Source organism: uncultured Methylovirgula sp., assembly GCF_947646745.1.
Lineage (GTDB): Bacteria > Pseudomonadota > Alphaproteobacteria > Rhizobiales > Beijerinckiaceae > Methylovirgula.
This window is the reverse complement of record NZ_CANSHK010000001.1, coordinates 68,367-84,092: the sequence shown is the minus strand read 5'-3', so window position 1 is coordinate 84,092 and position 15,726 is coordinate 68,367. Positions and strand designations below refer to the sequence as shown.

Annotated in this window: 20 protein-coding genes and 1 pseudogene; 5 read left to right on the top strand and 16 right to left on the bottom strand. The window is 62.6% G+C overall.

Annotation, left to right across the window (positions count from 1 at the left end; all coding sequences use genetic code 11):
• Window positions 1-7: 7 nt before the first annotated feature.
• A pseudogene (locus Q0025_RS00435) lies at window positions 8-338 on the bottom strand (tRNA-binding protein); the annotation flags it as partial.
• Between the two features lie 142 nt (window positions 339-480).
• Between Q0025_RS00435 and trxA the strand changes: the two are divergent.
• The 3 genes from trxA to queD all read left to right on the top strand — a co-directional run bounded on the left by trxA (window position 481) and on the right by queD (window position 1,914).
• Complete coding sequence (gene trxA, locus Q0025_RS00430) at window positions 481-801, top strand: thioredoxin (protein WP_297295019.1); 321 nt, start codon at window positions 481-483, stop codon at window positions 799-801.
• Between the two features lie 76 nt (window positions 802-877).
• A complete protein-coding gene (gene queE, locus Q0025_RS00425) occupies window positions 878-1,510 on the top strand; it encodes a 7-carboxy-7-deazaguanine synthase (protein ID WP_297295018.1) in 633 nt (210 codons plus the stop codon).
• Between the two features lie 47 nt (window positions 1,511-1,557).
• A complete protein-coding gene (queD, locus tag Q0025_RS00420) occupies window positions 1,558-1,914 on the top strand; it encodes a 6-carboxytetrahydropterin synthase QueD (protein ID WP_297295017.1) in 357 nt (118 codons plus the stop codon).
• A gap of 11 nt (window positions 1,915-1,925) precedes the next feature.
• Here the strand turns inward: queD and Q0025_RS00415 are convergent, their stop codons facing one another.
• Window positions 1,926-2,717 (bottom strand): SDR family oxidoreductase, encoded by a 792-nt coding sequence (locus Q0025_RS00415; protein WP_297295016.1) that lies wholly within the window; start codon window positions 2,715-2,717, stop codon window positions 1,926-1,928.
• 94 nt (window positions 2,718-2,811) lie between these two features.
• Here Q0025_RS00415 and Q0025_RS00410 point away from each other — a divergent pair, with 94 nt between their 5' ends.
• On the top strand, window positions 2,812-3,774 hold the full coding sequence (locus Q0025_RS00410) for an NAD(P)-dependent oxidoreductase (protein WP_297295015.1): 963 nt from the start codon (window positions 2,812-2,814) through the stop codon (window positions 3,772-3,774).
• Window positions 3,775-3,783: 9 nt separating this feature from the next.
• Here Q0025_RS00410 and Q0025_RS00405 read toward each other — a convergent pair whose 3' ends face one another.
• The 3 genes from Q0025_RS00405 to rph form a co-directional block, all read right to left on the bottom strand.
• Window positions 3,784-4,077, bottom strand: coding sequence for a hypothetical protein (locus Q0025_RS00405; protein WP_297295014.1), 294 nt, complete (start codon window positions 4,075-4,077; stop codon window positions 3,784-3,786).
• 131 nt (window positions 4,078-4,208) lie between these two features.
• Window positions 4,209-4,844 carry an RdgB/HAM1 family non-canonical purine NTP pyrophosphatase gene (gene rdgB / locus Q0025_RS00400; RefSeq protein ID WP_297295013.1) on the bottom strand — a complete coding sequence of 212 codons (636 nt, stop codon included), beginning with the start codon at window positions 4,842-4,844 and terminating at the stop codon, window positions 4,209-4,211.
• 1 nt (window position 4,845) lies between these two features.
• On the bottom strand, window positions 4,846-5,559 hold the full coding sequence (rph, locus tag Q0025_RS00395; protein WP_297295012.1) for a ribonuclease PH: 714 nt from the start codon (window positions 5,557-5,559) through the stop codon (window positions 4,846-4,848).
• Between the two features lie 179 nt (window positions 5,560-5,738).
• Between rph and Q0025_RS00390 the strand changes: the two genes are divergently transcribed.
• The gene (locus Q0025_RS00390) at window positions 5,739-6,113 is read left to right on the top strand and encodes a hypothetical protein (RefSeq protein WP_297295011.1); all 375 of its coding nucleotides are present in this window, start codon (window positions 5,739-5,741) and stop codon (window positions 6,111-6,113) included.
• Here the strand turns inward: Q0025_RS00390 and Q0025_RS00385 are convergent.
• The 11 genes from Q0025_RS00385 to Q0025_RS00335 form a co-directional block, all read right to left on the bottom strand.
• A complete protein-coding gene (locus Q0025_RS00385; protein ID WP_297295010.1) occupies window positions 6,107-6,988 on the bottom strand; it encodes an SDR family oxidoreductase in 882 nt (293 codons plus the stop codon). The two genes, Q0025_RS00390 and Q0025_RS00385, sit on opposite strands and share 7 nt — an antisense overlap.
• Before the next feature lie 117 nt (window positions 6,989-7,105).
• Window positions 7,106-8,242, bottom strand: a complete 1,137-nt coding sequence (pqqE, locus tag Q0025_RS00380; RefSeq protein WP_297295009.1) for a pyrroloquinoline quinone biosynthesis protein PqqE — start codon at window positions 8,240-8,242, stop codon at window positions 7,106-7,108.
• Window positions 8,239-8,526 carry a pyrroloquinoline quinone biosynthesis peptide chaperone PqqD gene (gene pqqD / locus Q0025_RS00375; RefSeq protein WP_297295008.1) on the bottom strand — a complete coding sequence of 96 codons (288 nt, stop codon included), beginning with the start codon at window positions 8,524-8,526 and terminating at the stop codon, window positions 8,239-8,241. The genes pqqE and pqqD overlap by 4 nt, the downstream gene beginning before the upstream one ends.
• Complete coding sequence (pqqC, locus tag Q0025_RS00370) at window positions 8,523-9,281, bottom strand: pyrroloquinoline-quinone synthase PqqC (protein WP_297295007.1); 759 nt, start codon at window positions 9,279-9,281, stop codon at window positions 8,523-8,525. Before pqqC ends, pqqD begins: the two co-directional genes overlap by 4 nt.
• Window positions 9,278-10,177, bottom strand: a complete 900-nt coding sequence (pqqB, locus tag Q0025_RS00365; RefSeq protein ID WP_297295006.1) for a pyrroloquinoline quinone biosynthesis protein PqqB — start codon at window positions 10,175-10,177, stop codon at window positions 9,278-9,280. The genes pqqC and pqqB overlap by 4 nt, the downstream gene beginning before the upstream one ends.
• A 50-nt stretch (window positions 10,178-10,227) precedes the next feature.
• Complete coding sequence (gene pqqA, locus Q0025_RS00360; protein ID WP_297295005.1) at window positions 10,228-10,317, bottom strand: pyrroloquinoline quinone precursor peptide PqqA; 90 nt, start codon at window positions 10,315-10,317, stop codon at window positions 10,228-10,230.
• Between the two features lie 270 nt (window positions 10,318-10,587).
• Window positions 10,588-11,931 carry a folylpolyglutamate synthase/dihydrofolate synthase family protein gene (locus Q0025_RS00355; protein ID WP_297295004.1) on the bottom strand — a complete coding sequence of 448 codons (1,344 nt, stop codon included), beginning with the start codon at window positions 11,929-11,931 and terminating at the stop codon, window positions 10,588-10,590.
• On the bottom strand, window positions 11,928-12,806 hold the full coding sequence (gene accD, locus Q0025_RS00350) for an acetyl-CoA carboxylase, carboxyltransferase subunit beta (RefSeq protein WP_297295003.1): 879 nt from the start codon (window positions 12,804-12,806) through the stop codon (window positions 11,928-11,930). The genes Q0025_RS00355 and accD overlap by 4 nt, the downstream gene beginning before the upstream one ends.
• Window positions 12,807-12,876: 70 nt before the next feature.
• Window positions 12,877-13,713, bottom strand: a complete 837-nt coding sequence (gene trpA / locus Q0025_RS00345) for a tryptophan synthase subunit alpha (protein WP_297295002.1) — start codon at window positions 13,711-13,713, stop codon at window positions 12,877-12,879.
• A gap of 77 nt (window positions 13,714-13,790) precedes the next feature.
• A complete protein-coding gene (trpB, locus tag Q0025_RS00340; protein ID WP_297295001.1) occupies window positions 13,791-15,002 on the bottom strand; it encodes a tryptophan synthase subunit beta in 1,212 nt (403 codons plus the stop codon).
• Window positions 15,003-15,032: 30 nt separating this feature from the next.
• Entirely contained in the window at window positions 15,033-15,704 is a 672-nt protein-coding gene (locus Q0025_RS00335) for a phosphoribosylanthranilate isomerase (RefSeq protein WP_297295000.1), read from the bottom strand.
• Window positions 15,705-15,726 lie beyond the last annotated feature (22 nt).

Genomic DNA, 15,726 nt, shown 5'->3' with positions numbered 1-15,726 from the left:
AGTTTAGCCCCAACGGCACCAGTCGGTCCGGCACGCAGAGCGCGACCTGTCCTTGTTTGTCATGGAAGCCCGTCACCAGACATTCGGATAAAAACGGCCCGATTCGCTTTGGCGGAAAATTAACGACGGCAACGACCAGTTTGCCGATTAAGATCGTCCAAACCGTAAAGATCGGTGACCTGGGCGCTCGATTTTCGCTGGCCAATATCTGGCGCGAAATCGACCACGAGCTTATAGGCGGGCTTGCGTGCTTCGGGAAACGGCTCCGCACGGACGATGCGGCCGACGCGCAGTTCGATTTGGGTAAAGTCCGATTTGGGTAAAGCCGTCCCAGTCAATCAAGTTCATGGGCGTGTTTTCTGGGTTTTGAGGCCGAATGCGCCGACCTGCTGCAACTTGACGCTTCGGCGCCCGCTTCCTACCTTGAAGCCAGAAAAACTGCGAGAATTTGGTCCCGCAGCAGGAACTTAAGAGGCGTCCATGGCCACCGTGAAAGTTACCGATGCCACGTTCAAGACCGAGGTCGAGGGTGCCAAAGAACCCGTCGTGGTGGATTTCTGGGCGGAATGGTGCGGCCCCTGCAAAATGATCGGCCCCTCGCTCGAAGAGATCGCCGAGGAAATGAAGGGCCAGGTGAAGATCGTTAAGCTCAATGTCGATGAGAACCCCGGTGTGGCCGGCGCGTTCGGCATCCGCAGCATCCCGACCTTGCTCATCTTCAAGGACGGCAAGCTCGCCCAGCAGAAGGTCGGCGCTGCGCCCAAGGGCGAATTGAAGAAATGGATCGCCGCCGCTCTCTGAGCCGCACACGCGATTGCAGCCTGGCAGGGGACCTCGCAAGAGGTCCCTTTTGCTTATTGGCGCGATAGGCAGCCCGATGACCTATGCGGTGAAGGAAATCTATTACACGCTGCAAGGCGAAGGCGCGCAGGCCGGCCGTGCCGCCGTCTTCTGTCGTTTCGCCGGCTGCAATCTCTGGACGGGCCGCGAAGCCGACCGCGCCGAGGCGCAATGCAGCTTCTGCGACACGGATTTTGTCGGCACCGACGGCCCGGGCGGCGGCAAATTCGCCGATGCCGAGGCGCTGGCCGATGCGATCGCGGCCAAATGGCCGGCCGACCGAGCAAGCGCCTTTGCCGTTTTTACCGGCGGTGAGCCTTTGCTCCAGCTCGATGCGGCAGTGATCGAGGCTCTGCATGCACGCGGCTTCGCCTGCGCCATCGAGACAAACGGCACGCTAGCGCCGCCGGATGGGCTCGATTGGATCTGCGTCAGTCCCAAGGCCGGCGCGCCTTTGGCGCTCTGGGCCGGCGACGAACTGAAACTGGTCTTCCCGCAGGACGGCCTCGACCCCGAAAATTTCGCCGGACTTGCCTTCCGGCACTTCTTCCTGCAACCGATGGACGGGCCGGCACAGGAAGCCAATACCGCCAAGGCGGCAGCCTATTGCCTGAAGCATCCGCGTTGGCGGCTGAGCCTGCAAACCCACAAGCTGATCGGCTTGCCGTAAAATGCCGACGCGATGCTTTGCATCGGCCCGAGTAAAAGATTGACGCTATGAAGATCACCCAAGCTTTTTCATTCGAGGCGGCGCATTTCCTGCCGAAGGTCGCGCCGACGCATCGCTGCCGCAATCTGCACGGCCATTCCTACCGCGTCGAACTCAAGCTCGAAGGCCCAGTCGATCAGGAGAGCGGCTTCGTCGTCGATTTCTTCGCCATCGAAAAGGCTTTCGCACCGCTCCACGCGCAACTCGATCATCATTGTTTGAACGAAATCGAAGGCCTCGACAATCCGACCGCCGAGAATATCGCGGTCTGGATCTACGACAGGATCAAACCGACCTTTCCCGAGCTTTCCGCCGTCATCGTCTACGAGACGAAGGATTGCTCCGCGGAATATGAGGGGCGCTAACCCTCATTATCTCAAGCAATCGTATCGACCACGCCGCCGTCGACGCGCAAGGCCGCACCGGTCGTCGCCGAGGCCTGCGGCGAGGCGATATAGACGACCATATTGGCGACTTCCTCGACGCTTGCGGCACGCTGGATGATCGAGCTCGGCCGGTGTTTCTTGACGAAAGCGGCGCCCGCTGCTTCGACCGATTCGCCTCCGCTCGACATTTTCGCGAGGAAATCGACGACGCCCTCCGACAACGTCGGCCCGGGCAAAACGGAATTGACCGTCACGCCGGTGCCTGCCGCGCGCTTGGCGATTCCACGCGCGATCGAAATCTGCGCCGTTTTGGTGAAGCCGTAATGAATCATCTCGACGGGAATGTTCAGCCCCGATTCCGAGGAGATGAAGATCACCCGGCCCCAATTGCGGCTGATCATGCCCGGCAGCAAGGCGCGCGTCAGCCGCACGCCGGAGAGCACGTTGACTTCGAAGAAGCGCTGCCACTCCGAATCTGGGATCTCAAAGAAATCCTGCGGCTGGAAAATGCCAACATTGTTGACGAGAATATCGGTCGACGGGACGGCCTTGATGAGAGCATCACAGCCGGCTTCCGTGCCGAGATCGGCAGCGACGCCCTGAAAGTGAGCCTTCGGCGCGACCTTTTTCAGTTCGGCCAAGGCCTGGTCCACGGCCTTCTGGCCGCGCCCGTTGACGGTGACGCGGGCGCCCGACAACGCCAGGCCCTTGGCAACCGCAAAGCCGATGCCCCGTGTCGAGCCGGTCACGATGGCGCTCTTGCCAGAAAGATCGATCAGCACTGCCCTCTCCGTTCGGGATGAAACCTCGGGGGGATTTAGGGCTTGAAGAAGCGCCGCGCTATAGTGGCAACGCCAAATTGATCGAGGACTCTGAGTGAGCGACGCAGACGATCCACAGCGGCCGATGCAGGGACTGGCCAGCCTGCCGGTGTTTTTCGACCTTCGCGGCAAACGCGTTCTCCTCGCCGGTGGCGCGGCTGGCGCAGCCTGGAAGGCCGAACTCCTGCAGGCAGCGGGTGCGAAGCTTGATGTTGTCAGCGCTGAACCGGGGCCCGAAATGCGCGCTTTGGCAGCGCAAGTTCCGACGCTCACGCTCGTCCCTCGCGACTGGCAAGACGACGATTTCATCGGCGCCGCGCTGGCTATCGGTGATTTCGCGACGAAGACGGAAGCCGCGCGCTTTGCCGATGCGGCACGCCGCGCCCGCGTGCCGGTGAACATCATCGACAAGCCGGCCTATTGCGATTTTCAGTTTGGCACGATCATTGACCGTTCGCCGCTGATCGCGGCGATTTCGACCGGCGGTGCCGCGCCCGTCCTTGCTCTCGCCTTACGCGGCCGGCTGGAAGCTCTGCTGCCGCCGAGCCTCAAGACCTGGGCGAAAGCCGCGCAGGCCTGGCGGCCGAAGTTGGCCGATCCGACGTCGCGGCGGCGTTTCTGGGAGCTGTTCGTCGCCCGCGCCCTGACCACGCAGGCGCCAAGCGATAAAGATTTCGACGCCTTGATTGCAGCCGCGCGGCGCGAAGCCGATGCGCAAAACGGCGCGATGACAATTCTCGCCATCACATCCGACGATCCGGAGCGCCTCACGCTAAAAGCGCTGCGGCTTCTGCAGGCCGCCGATGTCGTTTTCTATGATCGGGGCGTTCCGCCTCAGATCATCGAAATGGCGCGGCGCGAATCCATCAAGACCACCTGCGCGGATGAAGATATTGCCACCCGCATCCTCGCCGAGGCGCAGCACGGCAGGCGCGTTGTTTGGCTCGCTCTGCGCGATGTCAGCGGTATCGATCCTGCTATTTTTGGCGCCGCTGGCTTCGATGTCGAGACGCTCTGAAACGCGCTGTCAGAGGCCTGTCGGGCGCAGGCGGCGCGAGGGTTTGCGCTCGACGATGACCGTGCGCGCGGCACCCTCGCGGCTCGGCGTCACGACCACGCGCGCGGACTTGACCGGCTTCGCCGCTTTCAACACTTCGGCACGCACCACATCGGCGGGCAGAGCCATGAGGCCCGCCGCGATTTCGATCTGCTCATCCAATTCGTCGGATAGGCCTTGCGCCGCGGCGATCGCTTCCTCGAGCGTCGGCGGATCGTGCCGCACCCGGCGCAGACCATATTTCGTTTCCCAAATCTCAGACATTGATTCCGGTATTCCAGTCACCCCGAGGGAGAAGCATTATTACTGGTTGGCCGCAGCGCAGCAAGACACATGCCCGCGACATTTGGTGATCCTTCGCACATCGCAATTTTGAACCCTGCGATTTTGAACGTTTAAAGACAAACGCGCGCAAAAGCCTGAAAGGCGCGCGCACGATGCGAGAGCGCCGGCGAACCATCGGCTGGAATCGCCTGCTTTTCTTCCATCATCATTTCGCCGAAGGTCCGCGACAATCCGTTCGGTAGAAAGATCGGGTCATAACCAAAGCCTTTCGTGCCGCGCGGCGGAAAGACCAGCGTGCCATTGATCTTGCCTTCGAAAATCTCGGTCGTCCCGTCGGGCCAGGCGAGGGCAAGGACAGAAATGAAATGCGCATTATAGGGCGGCGCGGCGCCGGCTTCGTGAAGCGCCGCTTCGACCTTCTTGATTCCCGCAGCAAAATCGCGCGCGCCTCCCGGCGCAAGTTCCGCCCAGCGTGCCGAATGCAGCCCGGGCGCACCACCGAGCGCATCGACACAAAGCCCAGAATCATCGGCAAGCGCCGGAAGCTGCGCCGCGTCCGCCGCCGCGCGCGCCTTCAGCACCGCATTGGCTGCGAACGTCGCGCCGGTTTCCTCCGGCTCGGCCAGGCCCAGTTCACCGGCCGCAACCACGTCGATGTCGTGCGGCTTAAGCAGCTCCTGCATCTCCCACAGCTTGCCGCGGTTATGCGTCGCGATGACCAACCGGCCCGTCAGGCGTTTTGTCATGTCAGGCAATCGCCTGCTTCTGCAAGGCGATGAGTTCGATCACGCCTTTGCGTGCCAAGCCCAGCATGGCGTTGAAGTCGGCCTCGCTGAACACCGCCGCTTCGGCTGTCGCCTGCACTTCAACAAGCGACCCGGACCCGGTGATGACAAAATTCGCATCGGTCTGCGCCGCGCTGTCCTCGGCATAATCGAGGTCGAGCACCGCCTCGCCGTTGGAAATGCCGCACGAGATCGCGGCGACGTGATCACGCAGCGGTATCTCTTTTAGAATCGAACGCGCGTGCATCCATTTGAGACATTCGCGCAACGCCACCCAGCCGCCGGTGATCGATGCGGTCCGCGTGCCACCGTCGGCCTGCAACACATCGCAATCGATGGTGATCTGGCGCTCGCCGAGCGCCTGCAGATCGGTGACCGCGCGAAGGCTGCGGCCGATGAGCCTCTGGATCTCCTGTGTACGGCCGGAGGGTCGGCCGGCGGCAATCTCGCGGCGCGTCCGCGTATGCGTCGCACGTGGCAACATGGCATATTCCGCCGTCACCCAGCCGCGGCCTTGTCCACGCAGCCAAAGCGGCGGCTTATCTTCAAGCGAAGCCGTACAGAGCACATGGGTCTCGCCGAATTTGATGAGACAAGACCCTTCAGCATAACGCGCGACATTGCGCTCGATGATGACCTGGCGCATCTGATCCGGCGCACGCTGGGAAGGACGCATTCAGCTTCAACCTAAACCGTTGGCAAAAATGGCCTCCTGCTTAGGCTGTTCGGCCGGCCTATGCAACTGCAGCGCGGCGCGGAACTATCGCAACGGCCGCGACGTTGCGGGCGCGGGTCCCGTGCGCGGCAGAGACCACGCGCGGATGGGGCACATTACCGCAAGGAATGAGGTGCAGGATGAAACGCTTCCTCTTCACAAGCCTGTTCGCTGCCGCAACGGTGGTCGGCTTCAGCCCGGTCGTCCAGGCGCAGGAAGGCTGCGAATCGGCCGACGCGGCGCAGATGCGCACCGAAATGGCCTCCGAGCAAAGCGGCGGCAATGCCATTCGCCTCTCGGGCGATCAAGCCGAACGCTTCCTCGACTTCATCAACGACGATGTCGGCCGCCACACCGAATATTGGGGTGACGGCGTCATCATCGGCCGTTTCCCGGCCTTAGGCTATGACGCGATAGCCATCGTCGATGACGGCTGCGTCGACGAAAGCAAGCTCATCCGGCTTAATCCCGAAGACACGGCTGCGGGTCTCGCACACGCGGCGAATTCTTACTGAGAAGCAGCACGAAGCACCGGCGCGGCTGGCTCAGGCCAGTCGACGCCGGTCAGTTCGGCCGTCTTTCGCCACAGCGCCGCGGCCATAGCCCCGTCGCGCGCGGCGGATGACGGCTTGGCGATTTGATTCTTGATGAAATATTCGCCGTTGATGCCTGCAACATCCGGTGACGCAGCGAGATAGACGATGGTCTCGGCACCCTTCTCCGGCGTGATTGCGAAGATCTGCACGGCTTTCAGAAGCTGCTGGAGCACGCCGCCGCTCTCATGGCCGAAGCGGGTCGCAACGAAGCCCGGATGCAGGCAATTGGCGGTGACGCCGGCTCCCTGCAGCCGCCGCGCCAGTTCGCGCGTGAACAGAATGTTTTCGAGCTTCGAGCGGCCATAGGCCTTGATGCTGGAATAGTTTTTCGCGCTCTGCAGATCATCGAGATCGATATTCATCCCGCGATGCGCAGCGGACGAGGTGCTGACGATTCGTGCCGGCGCGGAGCCGAGCAACCGCTCGCGCAAACCGGCGGTGATGACAAAATAAGAAAGATGGTTGAGCGCGAAGGTCAGTTCGAAGCCGTCAGCGGTCACCTGGCGTTGGGCGAAAGCCGCGCCGGCATTGTTAATGAGGACATCGACGCGCGGCTCGCTCGCCGCAATCTCTGCGGCGACCCGTTTCATCTCCGCGAGCAGGGTCAGGTCGGCATAATGAACTTTATGCGAAAGACCCGGCGCCGTGGCATTGAGCTTGGCCAAGGTCACCTCGCCGCGATTGCGATCGCGGGCAATGAAAACGATGCGCGCTCCCTTGCCCGCGAGTTCAAGCGCCGCAACCTCGCCGATGCCGGAGGTCGCGCCAGTGACGACGACAGTTTTACCTTGCATGATCGCACCTCGGTTGGTTGCGTTTCCGCAAAGAGACTTCTTCGCCGAGAGGAAACGCTCCAGACAAACGCACGCCCAGAACCTTCTGATGGGCGGCAGTTCTCACCACCCGAAGGGTTACGCCGCGGGCGCCTGTGTCTTCAGGGTGCGATAGACATAATCCGTCGCCGGCACATTTGCATCGACTTCCTCGAAAGTCGCGGCAATGGCGGCGACTTTGTCATGATGCGGCGAGAGATGGCAGATCGGATCGGCATTGCGCGGATCACCGGTCAGCGCCATCGCCTGGCAGCGGCAGCCGCCGTAATCTTGATGCTTGCGCGGGCAAGACCGGCACGGCTCAAGCATCCAATCGTCGCCGCGGAAGGCGTTGAAGGCCGGGGCATTGAACCAGATGTCGGCGATCGAGTGATCGCGCACATTCCAGAATTCGAGGCCGGGGATCGTCTCTGCCGCGTGGCAGGGCAAGGCCTTGCCGTGCGGCGTGATGTTCAACGTCCGCTTGGCCCAGCCACCCATGCAGGCCTTGGGATAGCGCGCGTAATAATCCGGCGCAACATGGTCGATGACGATCTTGCCAGTATAGGTCTTGCGCATGGCTTCGACTTCCGCGACGGCCTTTTCGACCTGTTCGCGCGACGGCATCAGCGCCTTGCGGTTGAGATAGGCCCAGGCGTAATATTGCGTATGGGCGATTTCGACGCGGCGCGCGCCAAGCTCCACTGCGAATTCGACCATGCGGCCGGCGCGCGCAATGTTGGCACGATGGATCACCGCGTTGACGGTCAGCGGAATGCCGACCTCGTTCACCCATTTTGCAACATCCATCTTGCGGGCGAAGCCGCCCTTGTAGCCGCCGATCCGGTCGGCGGATTCGGCTTCGGCGTCCTGGATCGAAAGCTGGACGTGATCGAGCCCCGCATCAGCGAGTTCGCGCATGCGCGCCTCGCTGATGCCGACGCCTGAGGTAATGAGATTGGTGTAAAGGCCGACCTCGTGGCAATGTTTGACGATCTCGACGAGATCGCGGCGCGACGCCGGCTCGCCACCGGAGAGATGCGCGTGCAAGACACCGATCGCCGCCGCCTCTGAGAACACGCGCGTCCACGTCAGCGTATCAAGCTCCCCCTCGCGCGCATCGAGTTCGACCGGGTTCGAGCAATAGGGGCAAGCCAACGGACAGCGATGCGTCAGCTCGGCAAGAATGCCGACCGGCGCGGCGACCGCTTCCGATACTTTCTGCGGCGCATTCATAGGTCCACCATCCGTTTGGCGGTGAGCTCCGCGAGGAGCGCCCGCACATCGGTTTCGATCCGCTCGCGATCTGCGGCGAAGGCCGCAGCGAGCTGATCGATGATTTCGCCCAATGTGGCCTTGCCGTCGCAGCGCTTCAAGATTTCGACCGCGACGGCATTGAGTTTCAAGACGCGCTCCGGCGCCATCAGCAACCATTCGCCGCGCGTCGCATCATGTTTCAGATGCATGCCGCGCGGCAAATGCGGCTTCGACTCCGCGCTGATGGCAGCCGGCTCGCTCATGCCGCCCTGCTGCGCGGCGCGGCGACCGTGCCCGGCAGCCAGGCATCGGGCGGCAAATATTTATCGACATAGCCGCTCCACAACGCATCGAGCTGCGCCCAGAGCACGTTGCATTTGAATTCGAGCGCCTTGATCACCGCGTGCTGCTGCTCGACCGTCTTAGCCTGTGTCTTGACGAATTCGAGCGCCCAATCGGCATCGCGCTTCGCCTGCGTCGGCCGGTAGGAGAAATAGGCCAGCGTGTCCTTGCTGACATAATCGTAATTGGCCAGCATGCCGGACATGCGTTCGCCGATAATGGTCGGCGAGAACAGTTCGGTCAGCGAAGAGGCCACCGCCTCAACCGGGCTTCTGTCGCGGACAAAAGCGACATAGGCATCGACTGCAAAGCGCGTCGCCGGCAGAATTCCGGCGGTCGATTCCACATAATCGCGCGGGAAGCCGAGACTATCGGTGAGCTTCAGCCAGCGCTCGATGCCGCCGTCGCCGGGCTTCAGCCCGTCGTGATCCTCGATGCGTTTGCGCCATTGCCGGCGGTCCTCGGCATCGGTCAGGCGCGTCAGCACGATCGCGTCTTTGATCGGGATCATCGATTGATAATAATAACGATTGAGCGCCCAGGCCTGAATTTCTTCATAGCTGCACTTGCCACTGTACTGGCGGGCGTGAAAACGGTGCTTGTTGTGATAGCGCTCGGCGCCGACTTTGCGCAGCGCGGCTTCCAACTCTTCCGGGCTCAAAAGTGTCTGGCTCATAGGGAGACCTCCATCCCATCATAAGAAATTTCCCATCCCGCCGCCTCGGCCTTGGCGCGCTCGGGCGAATCCTCGATCAGCACGGGATTGGTATTGTTGATATGCACGAAAATTTTCCGACCGATATTGATGCCGGACAATTGCGCCAACGAACCTTTTTCGCCGGCCATGGCGGTGTGGCCCATGCGCCAGGCAGTCTTGGTCGAAAGACCGAGGGCGACCATTTCGTCGTCGGTGAATGTCGTGCCATCGAAGAAAAGAAGATCCGCGTTACGCAATCTCTCTTGCAGTTTCGGCGTCACCTCGGCACAGCCGGGAATGTAGAACAGCGTCTTGTCGCCGTCGGTGATTTCAAGACCCACCGTCGTCTCGCCTTCGGCACCGATCTCGACCGACGCCTTTTCGAGATAAAGCGGCACTTTGCCGGGCACGGCAAAAGCCGTCACCCGCAACCCAAACCCAGTATCGACTGTCTCGTCGAGCTCGGCCGCATAGAATTTCACGAGGTCGCGATTCAAAACGCCGAAAATATTGCCGCCCGTGACTTCCGCGAGCGTTGCCTTGCTGCCGTAAATCGAGAAGCTCTGCTGTTCGCGCAACGTCAGCAGCCCGGTCAGGTGATCGACATCGCCGTTGGTGACGAAGACGCCGCTGATCGGCGATTGACGCTTAGCGCCGCGCGGCTGCAATTGCGGTGTTGCCAGGATCTGCTGGCGAAGATCAGGCGAGGCATTGAGCAAGAGCCAATGCTGGCCGTCGGCACTGATCGCAAGGCTCGACTGCGTCCGCGGCGTGACGCGCTTGTCGCCTTTCCAGGCGAGTTGGCAGACGGGACAGAGGCAATTCCATTGCGGGAAGCCTCCCCCGGCTGCCGAGCCGAGGACGATAATCTGCAAAGCAGCGCCCCCGGTTTATCGTTGGGAAACCAGCACCGATTTCGGACCGATTAGATCTCGGCCGACTCGTAGCTGGTGACTTCCATGCCGACGCACACTTCGACGGCAACCGGAGCAGTCCAGGCCATGATTTCCTCCATTAGCTTTTCCGTTCGGACAGGCGTACCTATCCGCAGCGCATGTGACACAAAATAATGCTTCGCGCCACGGGAAGTTAGGCCGCCGCTTTCTTTCTTACAGATGTATTACAATCAAGCGTTTACGCGGCTTTCAGACGGTCCGGATTTTCAGATTTTTGTAACGTCTGCATGCGGCAGGCTTTGCCGCAAGTCTTGCCGCAAATCATGCTGCAAGTCAGAGTTTCGAAGCACGATTTTCCGAAAAGGTGCTGCGTCTTTTCGGGCCACGCGTCACTGCGGCGGCGTACCGTTGAGGCGCAACACCTCGCCGGCGAGATAAAGCGAACCGGCAATCAACACGCGTGGCGGCAGCGCCCATTTGCGCGCTGTCAAAAAGCGCAAAGCCGATTCGACGCTTTCGCAGGCGACCGCAGGCAAGCCCGCAATATTGGCGAGCGCGGCAATATCGTTCGGCGTGCGCGCCGCATGCTCGCCATGCACCGGCACCGCGAGGACTTCCTGGGCGAGCCCTTTGAAGGCGCGCAGAAAAGCGGCCGTATCCTTCGTTGCCAGCGTGCCGGTGACGACGATGAGCGGGCGCGGCGCTTTCTCTTCGCGGTCGGCCATCGCCTGCGACAGCACCCGCGCGCCATCCTCGTTATGCGCACCGTCGAGCCAGATCTCGGCGCCCGCTGGAGCGAGCGCGACGAGATTGCCCTTGCTCAAGCGTTGCAGGCGCGCCGGCCATTCCGCTGTCGCCAAGCCGATTTCGAACGCGCTCGGCGGCAGGTCGGGTGCCACGAGGCGCAGGGTCGCGATCGCGCCCGCCGCATTTTGATGCTGATGTCGCCCGGCAAGCCGCGGGAGCGGCAGATCGATGAGGCCGCCCTCGTCCTCGTAGATGAGCCGGCCATGCTCCTCGCGGACGAAGAAATCCTGTCCGGCGATATGCAATGGCGCGCCGACGTTTGCAGCCTCGGCCTCAAGCACCGTGCGCGCCTCGGGTTGCTGAAAGCCGAGCACCGCCGGGACGCCGCGTTTTAGGATTCCTGCCTTCTCGTGGGCGATTTCGGCGACCGTATTGCCGAGAAACTCCGGATGATCCATCGACACGGGCGTAATCAGGCTCGCGGCCGGACGCGCGATTACATTCGTCGCATCGACACGGCCGCCGAGGCCGACTTCGAGCAGCAGATAATCCGCAGGATGGCGGCTGAAAAGCACGAAGGCCGCCGCAGTCGTCACTTCAAAGAAGGTGATCGGCGCGCCGGCATTGATCTTTTCGCATAAGCTCAGCGTCGCCGCGAGTTCCTCGTCACTGACCAGCCGGCCGCCGCCCGGATGGCCGAGCCTGACGCGTTCATGGAAGCGCACCAGATGCGGCGAGGTATAGACATGCGCGGTCTTGCCTGCGGCTTCGAGGATCGCACGCATGAAGGCGATGCTCGAACCTTTGCCGTTCGTGCCGGCAACATGGATCACCGGCGGCAGATGATCCTGCGGCGCGCCGAGATCTTTCAACAGGCGTTCGACGCGGCCGAGCGAGAGATCGATTTTCTTGGGATGCAGATCGAGCAGGCGTTCGAGGATCGGGTCCGATTGATCGCCCGGCCGCTCCGACGGCGGCGCACTCATGCGGCTTCTTGCTCGACCTGTTGGATGCCGGGGCGATGCGTCAGCAGCGCGCAAAGCCGGGCGAGCGTCGCGCGCATCTCGTGCCGGCGCACGACCATATCGACCATGCCGTGCGTCTGCAGATATTCGGCGCGCTGGAAGCCTTCCGGCAGCCGCTCGCGGATCGTCTGCTCGATGACCCGCGCCCCGGCAAAGCCGATGACAGCGCCCGGCTCGGCGATATGGACATCGCCCAGCATCGCATAAGACGCCGTGACCCCGCCGGTCGTCGGATTGGTCAATACGACGATATAGGGCAGTTTCGCAGCCCGCAGGCGCTGCACGGCGACGGTCGTGCGCGGCATCTGCATCAGCGAGAACATGCCCTCCTGCATGCGCGCGCCGCCGGAGGCGGTGAAGATGATGAAAGGCGTCCGCTGCGCGACCGCATGCAGCATGCCGGTGACGATCGCCTCGCCCGCAGCCATGCCGAGCGAGCCGCCGAGAAATTCGAAATCTTGTATGCCGACGGTGACGTCGAGGCCCTCGATCTGCCCGGTGCAGATTCTCACCGCATCCGGCGCCCCGGTCTTGAGCCGGTTTTCCTTCAGCCGGTCGACATAGCGTTTCACGTCGCGGAACTTGAGCGGATCGAGCGGAACGTCCGGCGTCGGCAGCGTCTCATAGACGGAATTGTCGAAGAGCGTATCGAGCCGTGCCTTGACCGGCATCTTCATGTGATAGCCGGAGCCGGGCACGACATAGAGGTTCGATTCGAGATCTTTATGGAAGATCAGTTCGCCGCTGTCGGGGCATTTGACCCACAGGTTCTCCGGCGTCTCGCGGCGCAGGAAAGAGCGGATTTTCGGTGGAACGACGTTGGAAATCCAGTTCATGCCAGTCCTTTACAGGGAGCGGGGCGCAAGAACCGCCAGTCTAGGCATTTGCTCGGCCTGACGCAAAGCCTCAGACCGGCTGGCGGGCGGCGCGATGCACCCCCGCGGCAAGGTCGCGCACGAGGGCGGTGACCGCCGCGACGCTGCCCGCGGTCGCCTGCCCATTTTCGTCGAGCGAGCGGCGCAAAGCATCGACCAGCGCCGAGCCGACGACGACGCCGTCGGCGACCTTGGCGATGGCGGCGGCGCTTTCGGCATTCTTGACGCCGAAGCCGACCGCGACGGGCAGACGGGTGTGCTGCTTGAGCCTCCCAACCGCGGCGGCGACTTTGCCGTAATCCGGCGTCGCGGCGCCGGTGATGCCGGTGATCGAGACATAATAGACAAAGCCCGCCGTATGCGCGAGCACGGCGGGCAGACGCGCATCGTCCGTGGTCGGCGTCGCCAGGCGGATGAAGGCTAGGCCCGCGTCGAGCGCCGGCAAGCAAAGCTCGGAATCTTCTTCGGGCGGCAGATCGACGACGATCAGGCCATCGACGCCCGCGGCCTTGGCATCGGCGAGGAAGCGCGCCACGCCATAGACGTAGATCGGATTGTAATAGCCCATCAGGATAAGCGGCGTCGCCGCATCGGCCTTGCGGAATTCGGCGGCGAGCGCCAACACCTTGGTCAGCGTCGTATGCGCGGCGAGCGCCCGCAGCCCCGCCGCCTGGATCGCCGGCCCATCGGCCATCGGATCGGTGAAGGGCATGCCCAATTCGATCATATCGGCGCCTGCCGCCGGCAGCGCCTTCAATAAGGCCAGGGCGGTTTCCGGATCAGGGTCGCCGCCCATGATAAAGGTCACGAGAGCGGCGCGACCCTGGCGGGCGAGTTCGGCGAAACGGGTGTCGATACGGCTGGACATGAGGCCTTGCTAGCATGACGGTCGGCTTCCAAGAAGCCGACCCTATGTCTGATCTATCGGAGCCAAAGACAAAGCGGCTACATCCCGCCGAGATGATCGGCGACGGTGAAAATATCCTTGTCGCCGCGGCCCGAGATATTGACCACCAGGAGATGATCGCGCGGCTTTTGCGGCGCGATCTCGATCACCTTCGCCAGCGCATGCGCGGGCTCGAGCGCCGGGATGATGCCTTCCTGCTGCGCGCAAAGCTGGAAGGCGGCAAGCGCCTCGTCGTCGGTTGCCGACAAATAGGTGACGCGGCCCGTCTCTTTCAGCCAGGCATGTTCCGGCCCGATGCCGGGATAATCGAGTCCGGCCGAGATCGAATGGCCCTCCTCGATCTGCCCGTCTTGATCCATCAAGAGATAGGTGCGGTTGCCGTGCAAGACGCCCGGCCGCCCACCGGCGAGCGAGGCGGCATGCGCCTTGTCGAGGCCATAGCCCGCCGCCTCGACGCCGTAGATTTCGACCTGCCGGTCGTCGAGAAACGGATGGAACAAGCCGATCGCATTCGAGCCGCCGCCGATACAGGCGAAAAGCGAGTCGGGCAGGCGCCCTTCCGCGGCCTGCATCTGGCTGCGCGTCTCTTCGCCGATGATGCATTGGAAATCGCGCACCATGGCGGGATAGGGATGCGGGCCCGCCGCCGTGCCGATGCAATAGAACGTCGTCTCGACATTGGTGACCCAGTCGCGCAGGGCCTCGTTCATCGCATCCTTCAAGGTGCGTGCGCCGGACTGCACCGGCACGACTTTGGCGCCGAGCATCTTCATGCGGAAGACGTTCGGCTTCTGCCGCTCGACGTCGACGGCACCCATATAGACGATGCATTCGAGCCCAAAGCGCGCGCAGGCGGTCGCTGTCGCGACCCCGTGCTGGCCGGCGCCCGTTTCGGCAATGATGCGCGTCTTGCCCATCCTGCGCGCCAGCAGAATTTGCCCCAGCACATTGTTGATCTTGTGCGCGCCGGTATGGTTCAGCTCCTCGCGTTTGAAATAGATTTTGGCGCCGCCGAGATGCGCTGTCAGCCGTTCGGCAAAATAGAGCGGGCTCGGCCGACCGACGTAATGGGTAAGCAAGGCGTTGAGTTCGGCATGGAAGGCCGGATCTTGTTTCGCCGCCTCGTAGTGACGCTCCAGATCGAGGATGAGCGGCATAAGGGTTTCGGCGACGAAACGGCCGCCGAAAATACCGAAATGACCGCGCTCATCCGGCCCGATGCGGAAAGAATTGGGATTTTCGCGTTTCAATGTCGTCTCGCGCCTTATGAGGTCCCTGCTCTAGCGGCTCTCGGCCAGCGAACCAAGCGTTTCCGTGGCCCGCACCGCCGCAACGAAACCGGCAATTTTGCCAATATCCTTGACGCCGCGCCCGCTTTCGACGCCGGACGAGACGTCGACGCCCGGCGCGCCGGTCGCCGCGACCGCCGCGCCGACATTGTCCGGCGTCAGGCCGCCCCCGATCAGCCAAGGCTTGGCAAAACGGCGCCCCCGCAAGAGCGCCCAATCGAAAGCGCGGCCATTGCCGCCGGGCAGTGCCGCGGCGTCGGCGGGCAGCGCATCGAAGAGCAGGAGATCGGCGACCTCTTCATAGGCGGCGATCCGGACGAAATCGGCACTCGTGCCAAGGGCAATCGCCTTCATCACGGGGCGCCCGAACATTTTCCGTACGCCAGCAACCCGGGCCGGCGTCTCCGTCCCATGCAATTGCAGAATATCCGGCGCGAAGGCATCGATCGCTGCAACAAGAAGCTCATCGTCGGCGTCGACCGTGAGCAGAACCTTTTTGGCGCGGCTGCCGGCGCGCTGCGTAAGTGCGGGCGCGGCCGCGAGCGGCACATGGCGCGGGCTCTTGGGATAATGGACGAAGCCGACCATATCGGCGCCGGCAGCAAGCGACGCCGCCAGCGCATCTCCGGTCGAAAGCCCGCAGATTTTGACAATCAAGCTCATGCGGCGGCTTTTTACACGCTGC

Bases quoted from the DNA above. Each gene is read 5' to 3' on its own strand.
- trxA (WP_297295019.1), top strand. From the start codon at position 481: ATGGCCACCGTGAAAGTTACCGATGCCACGTTCAAGACCGAGGTCGAG.
- queE (WP_297295018.1), top strand. From the start codon at position 878: ATGACCTATGCGGTGAAGGAAATCTATTACACGCTGCAAGGCGAAGGC.
- queD (WP_297295017.1), top strand. From the start codon at position 1,558: ATGAAGATCACCCAAGCTTTTTCATTCGAGGCGGCGCATTTCCTGCCG.
- Q0025_RS00405 (WP_297295014.1), bottom strand. From the start codon at position 4,077: ATGTCTGAGATTTGGGAAACGAAATATGGTCTGCGCCGGGTGCGGCAC.
- rdgB (WP_297295013.1), bottom strand. From the start codon at position 4,844: ATGACAAAACGCCTGACGGGCCGGTTGGTCATCGCGACGCATAACCGC.
- rph (WP_297295012.1), bottom strand. From the start codon at position 5,559: ATGCGTCCTTCCCAGCGTGCGCCGGATCAGATGCGCCAGGTCATCATC.
- Q0025_RS00390 (WP_297295011.1), top strand. From the start codon at position 5,739: ATGAAACGCTTCCTCTTCACAAGCCTGTTCGCTGCCGCAACGGTGGTC.
- Q0025_RS00385 (WP_297295010.1), bottom strand. From the start codon at position 6,988: ATGCAAGGTAAAACTGTCGTCGTCACTGGCGCGACCTCCGGCATCGGC.
- pqqE (WP_297295009.1), bottom strand. From the start codon at position 8,242: ATGAATGCGCCGCAGAAAGTATCGGAAGCGGTCGCCGCGCCGGTCGGC.
- pqqD (WP_297295008.1), bottom strand. From the start codon at position 8,526: ATGAGCGAGCCGGCTGCCATCAGCGCGGAGTCGAAGCCGCATTTGCCG.
- pqqC (WP_297295007.1), bottom strand. From the start codon at position 9,281: ATGAGCCAGACACTTTTGAGCCCGGAAGAGTTGGAAGCCGCGCTGCGC.
- pqqA (WP_297295005.1), bottom strand. From the start codon at position 10,317: ATGGAGGAAATCATGGCCTGGACTGCTCCGGTTGCCGTCGAAGTGTGC.
- Q0025_RS00355 (WP_297295004.1), bottom strand. From the start codon at position 11,931: ATGAGTGCGCCGCCGTCGGAGCGGCCGGGCGATCAATCGGACCCGATC.
- accD (WP_297295003.1), bottom strand. From the start codon at position 12,806: ATGAACTGGATTTCCAACGTCGTTCCACCGAAAATCCGCTCTTTCCTG.
- trpA (WP_297295002.1), bottom strand. From the start codon at position 13,713: ATGTCCAGCCGTATCGACACCCGTTTCGCCGAACTCGCCCGCCAGGGT.
- Q0025_RS00335 (WP_297295000.1), bottom strand. From the start codon at position 15,704: ATGAGCTTGATTGTCAAAATCTGCGGGCTTTCGACCGGAGATGCGCTG.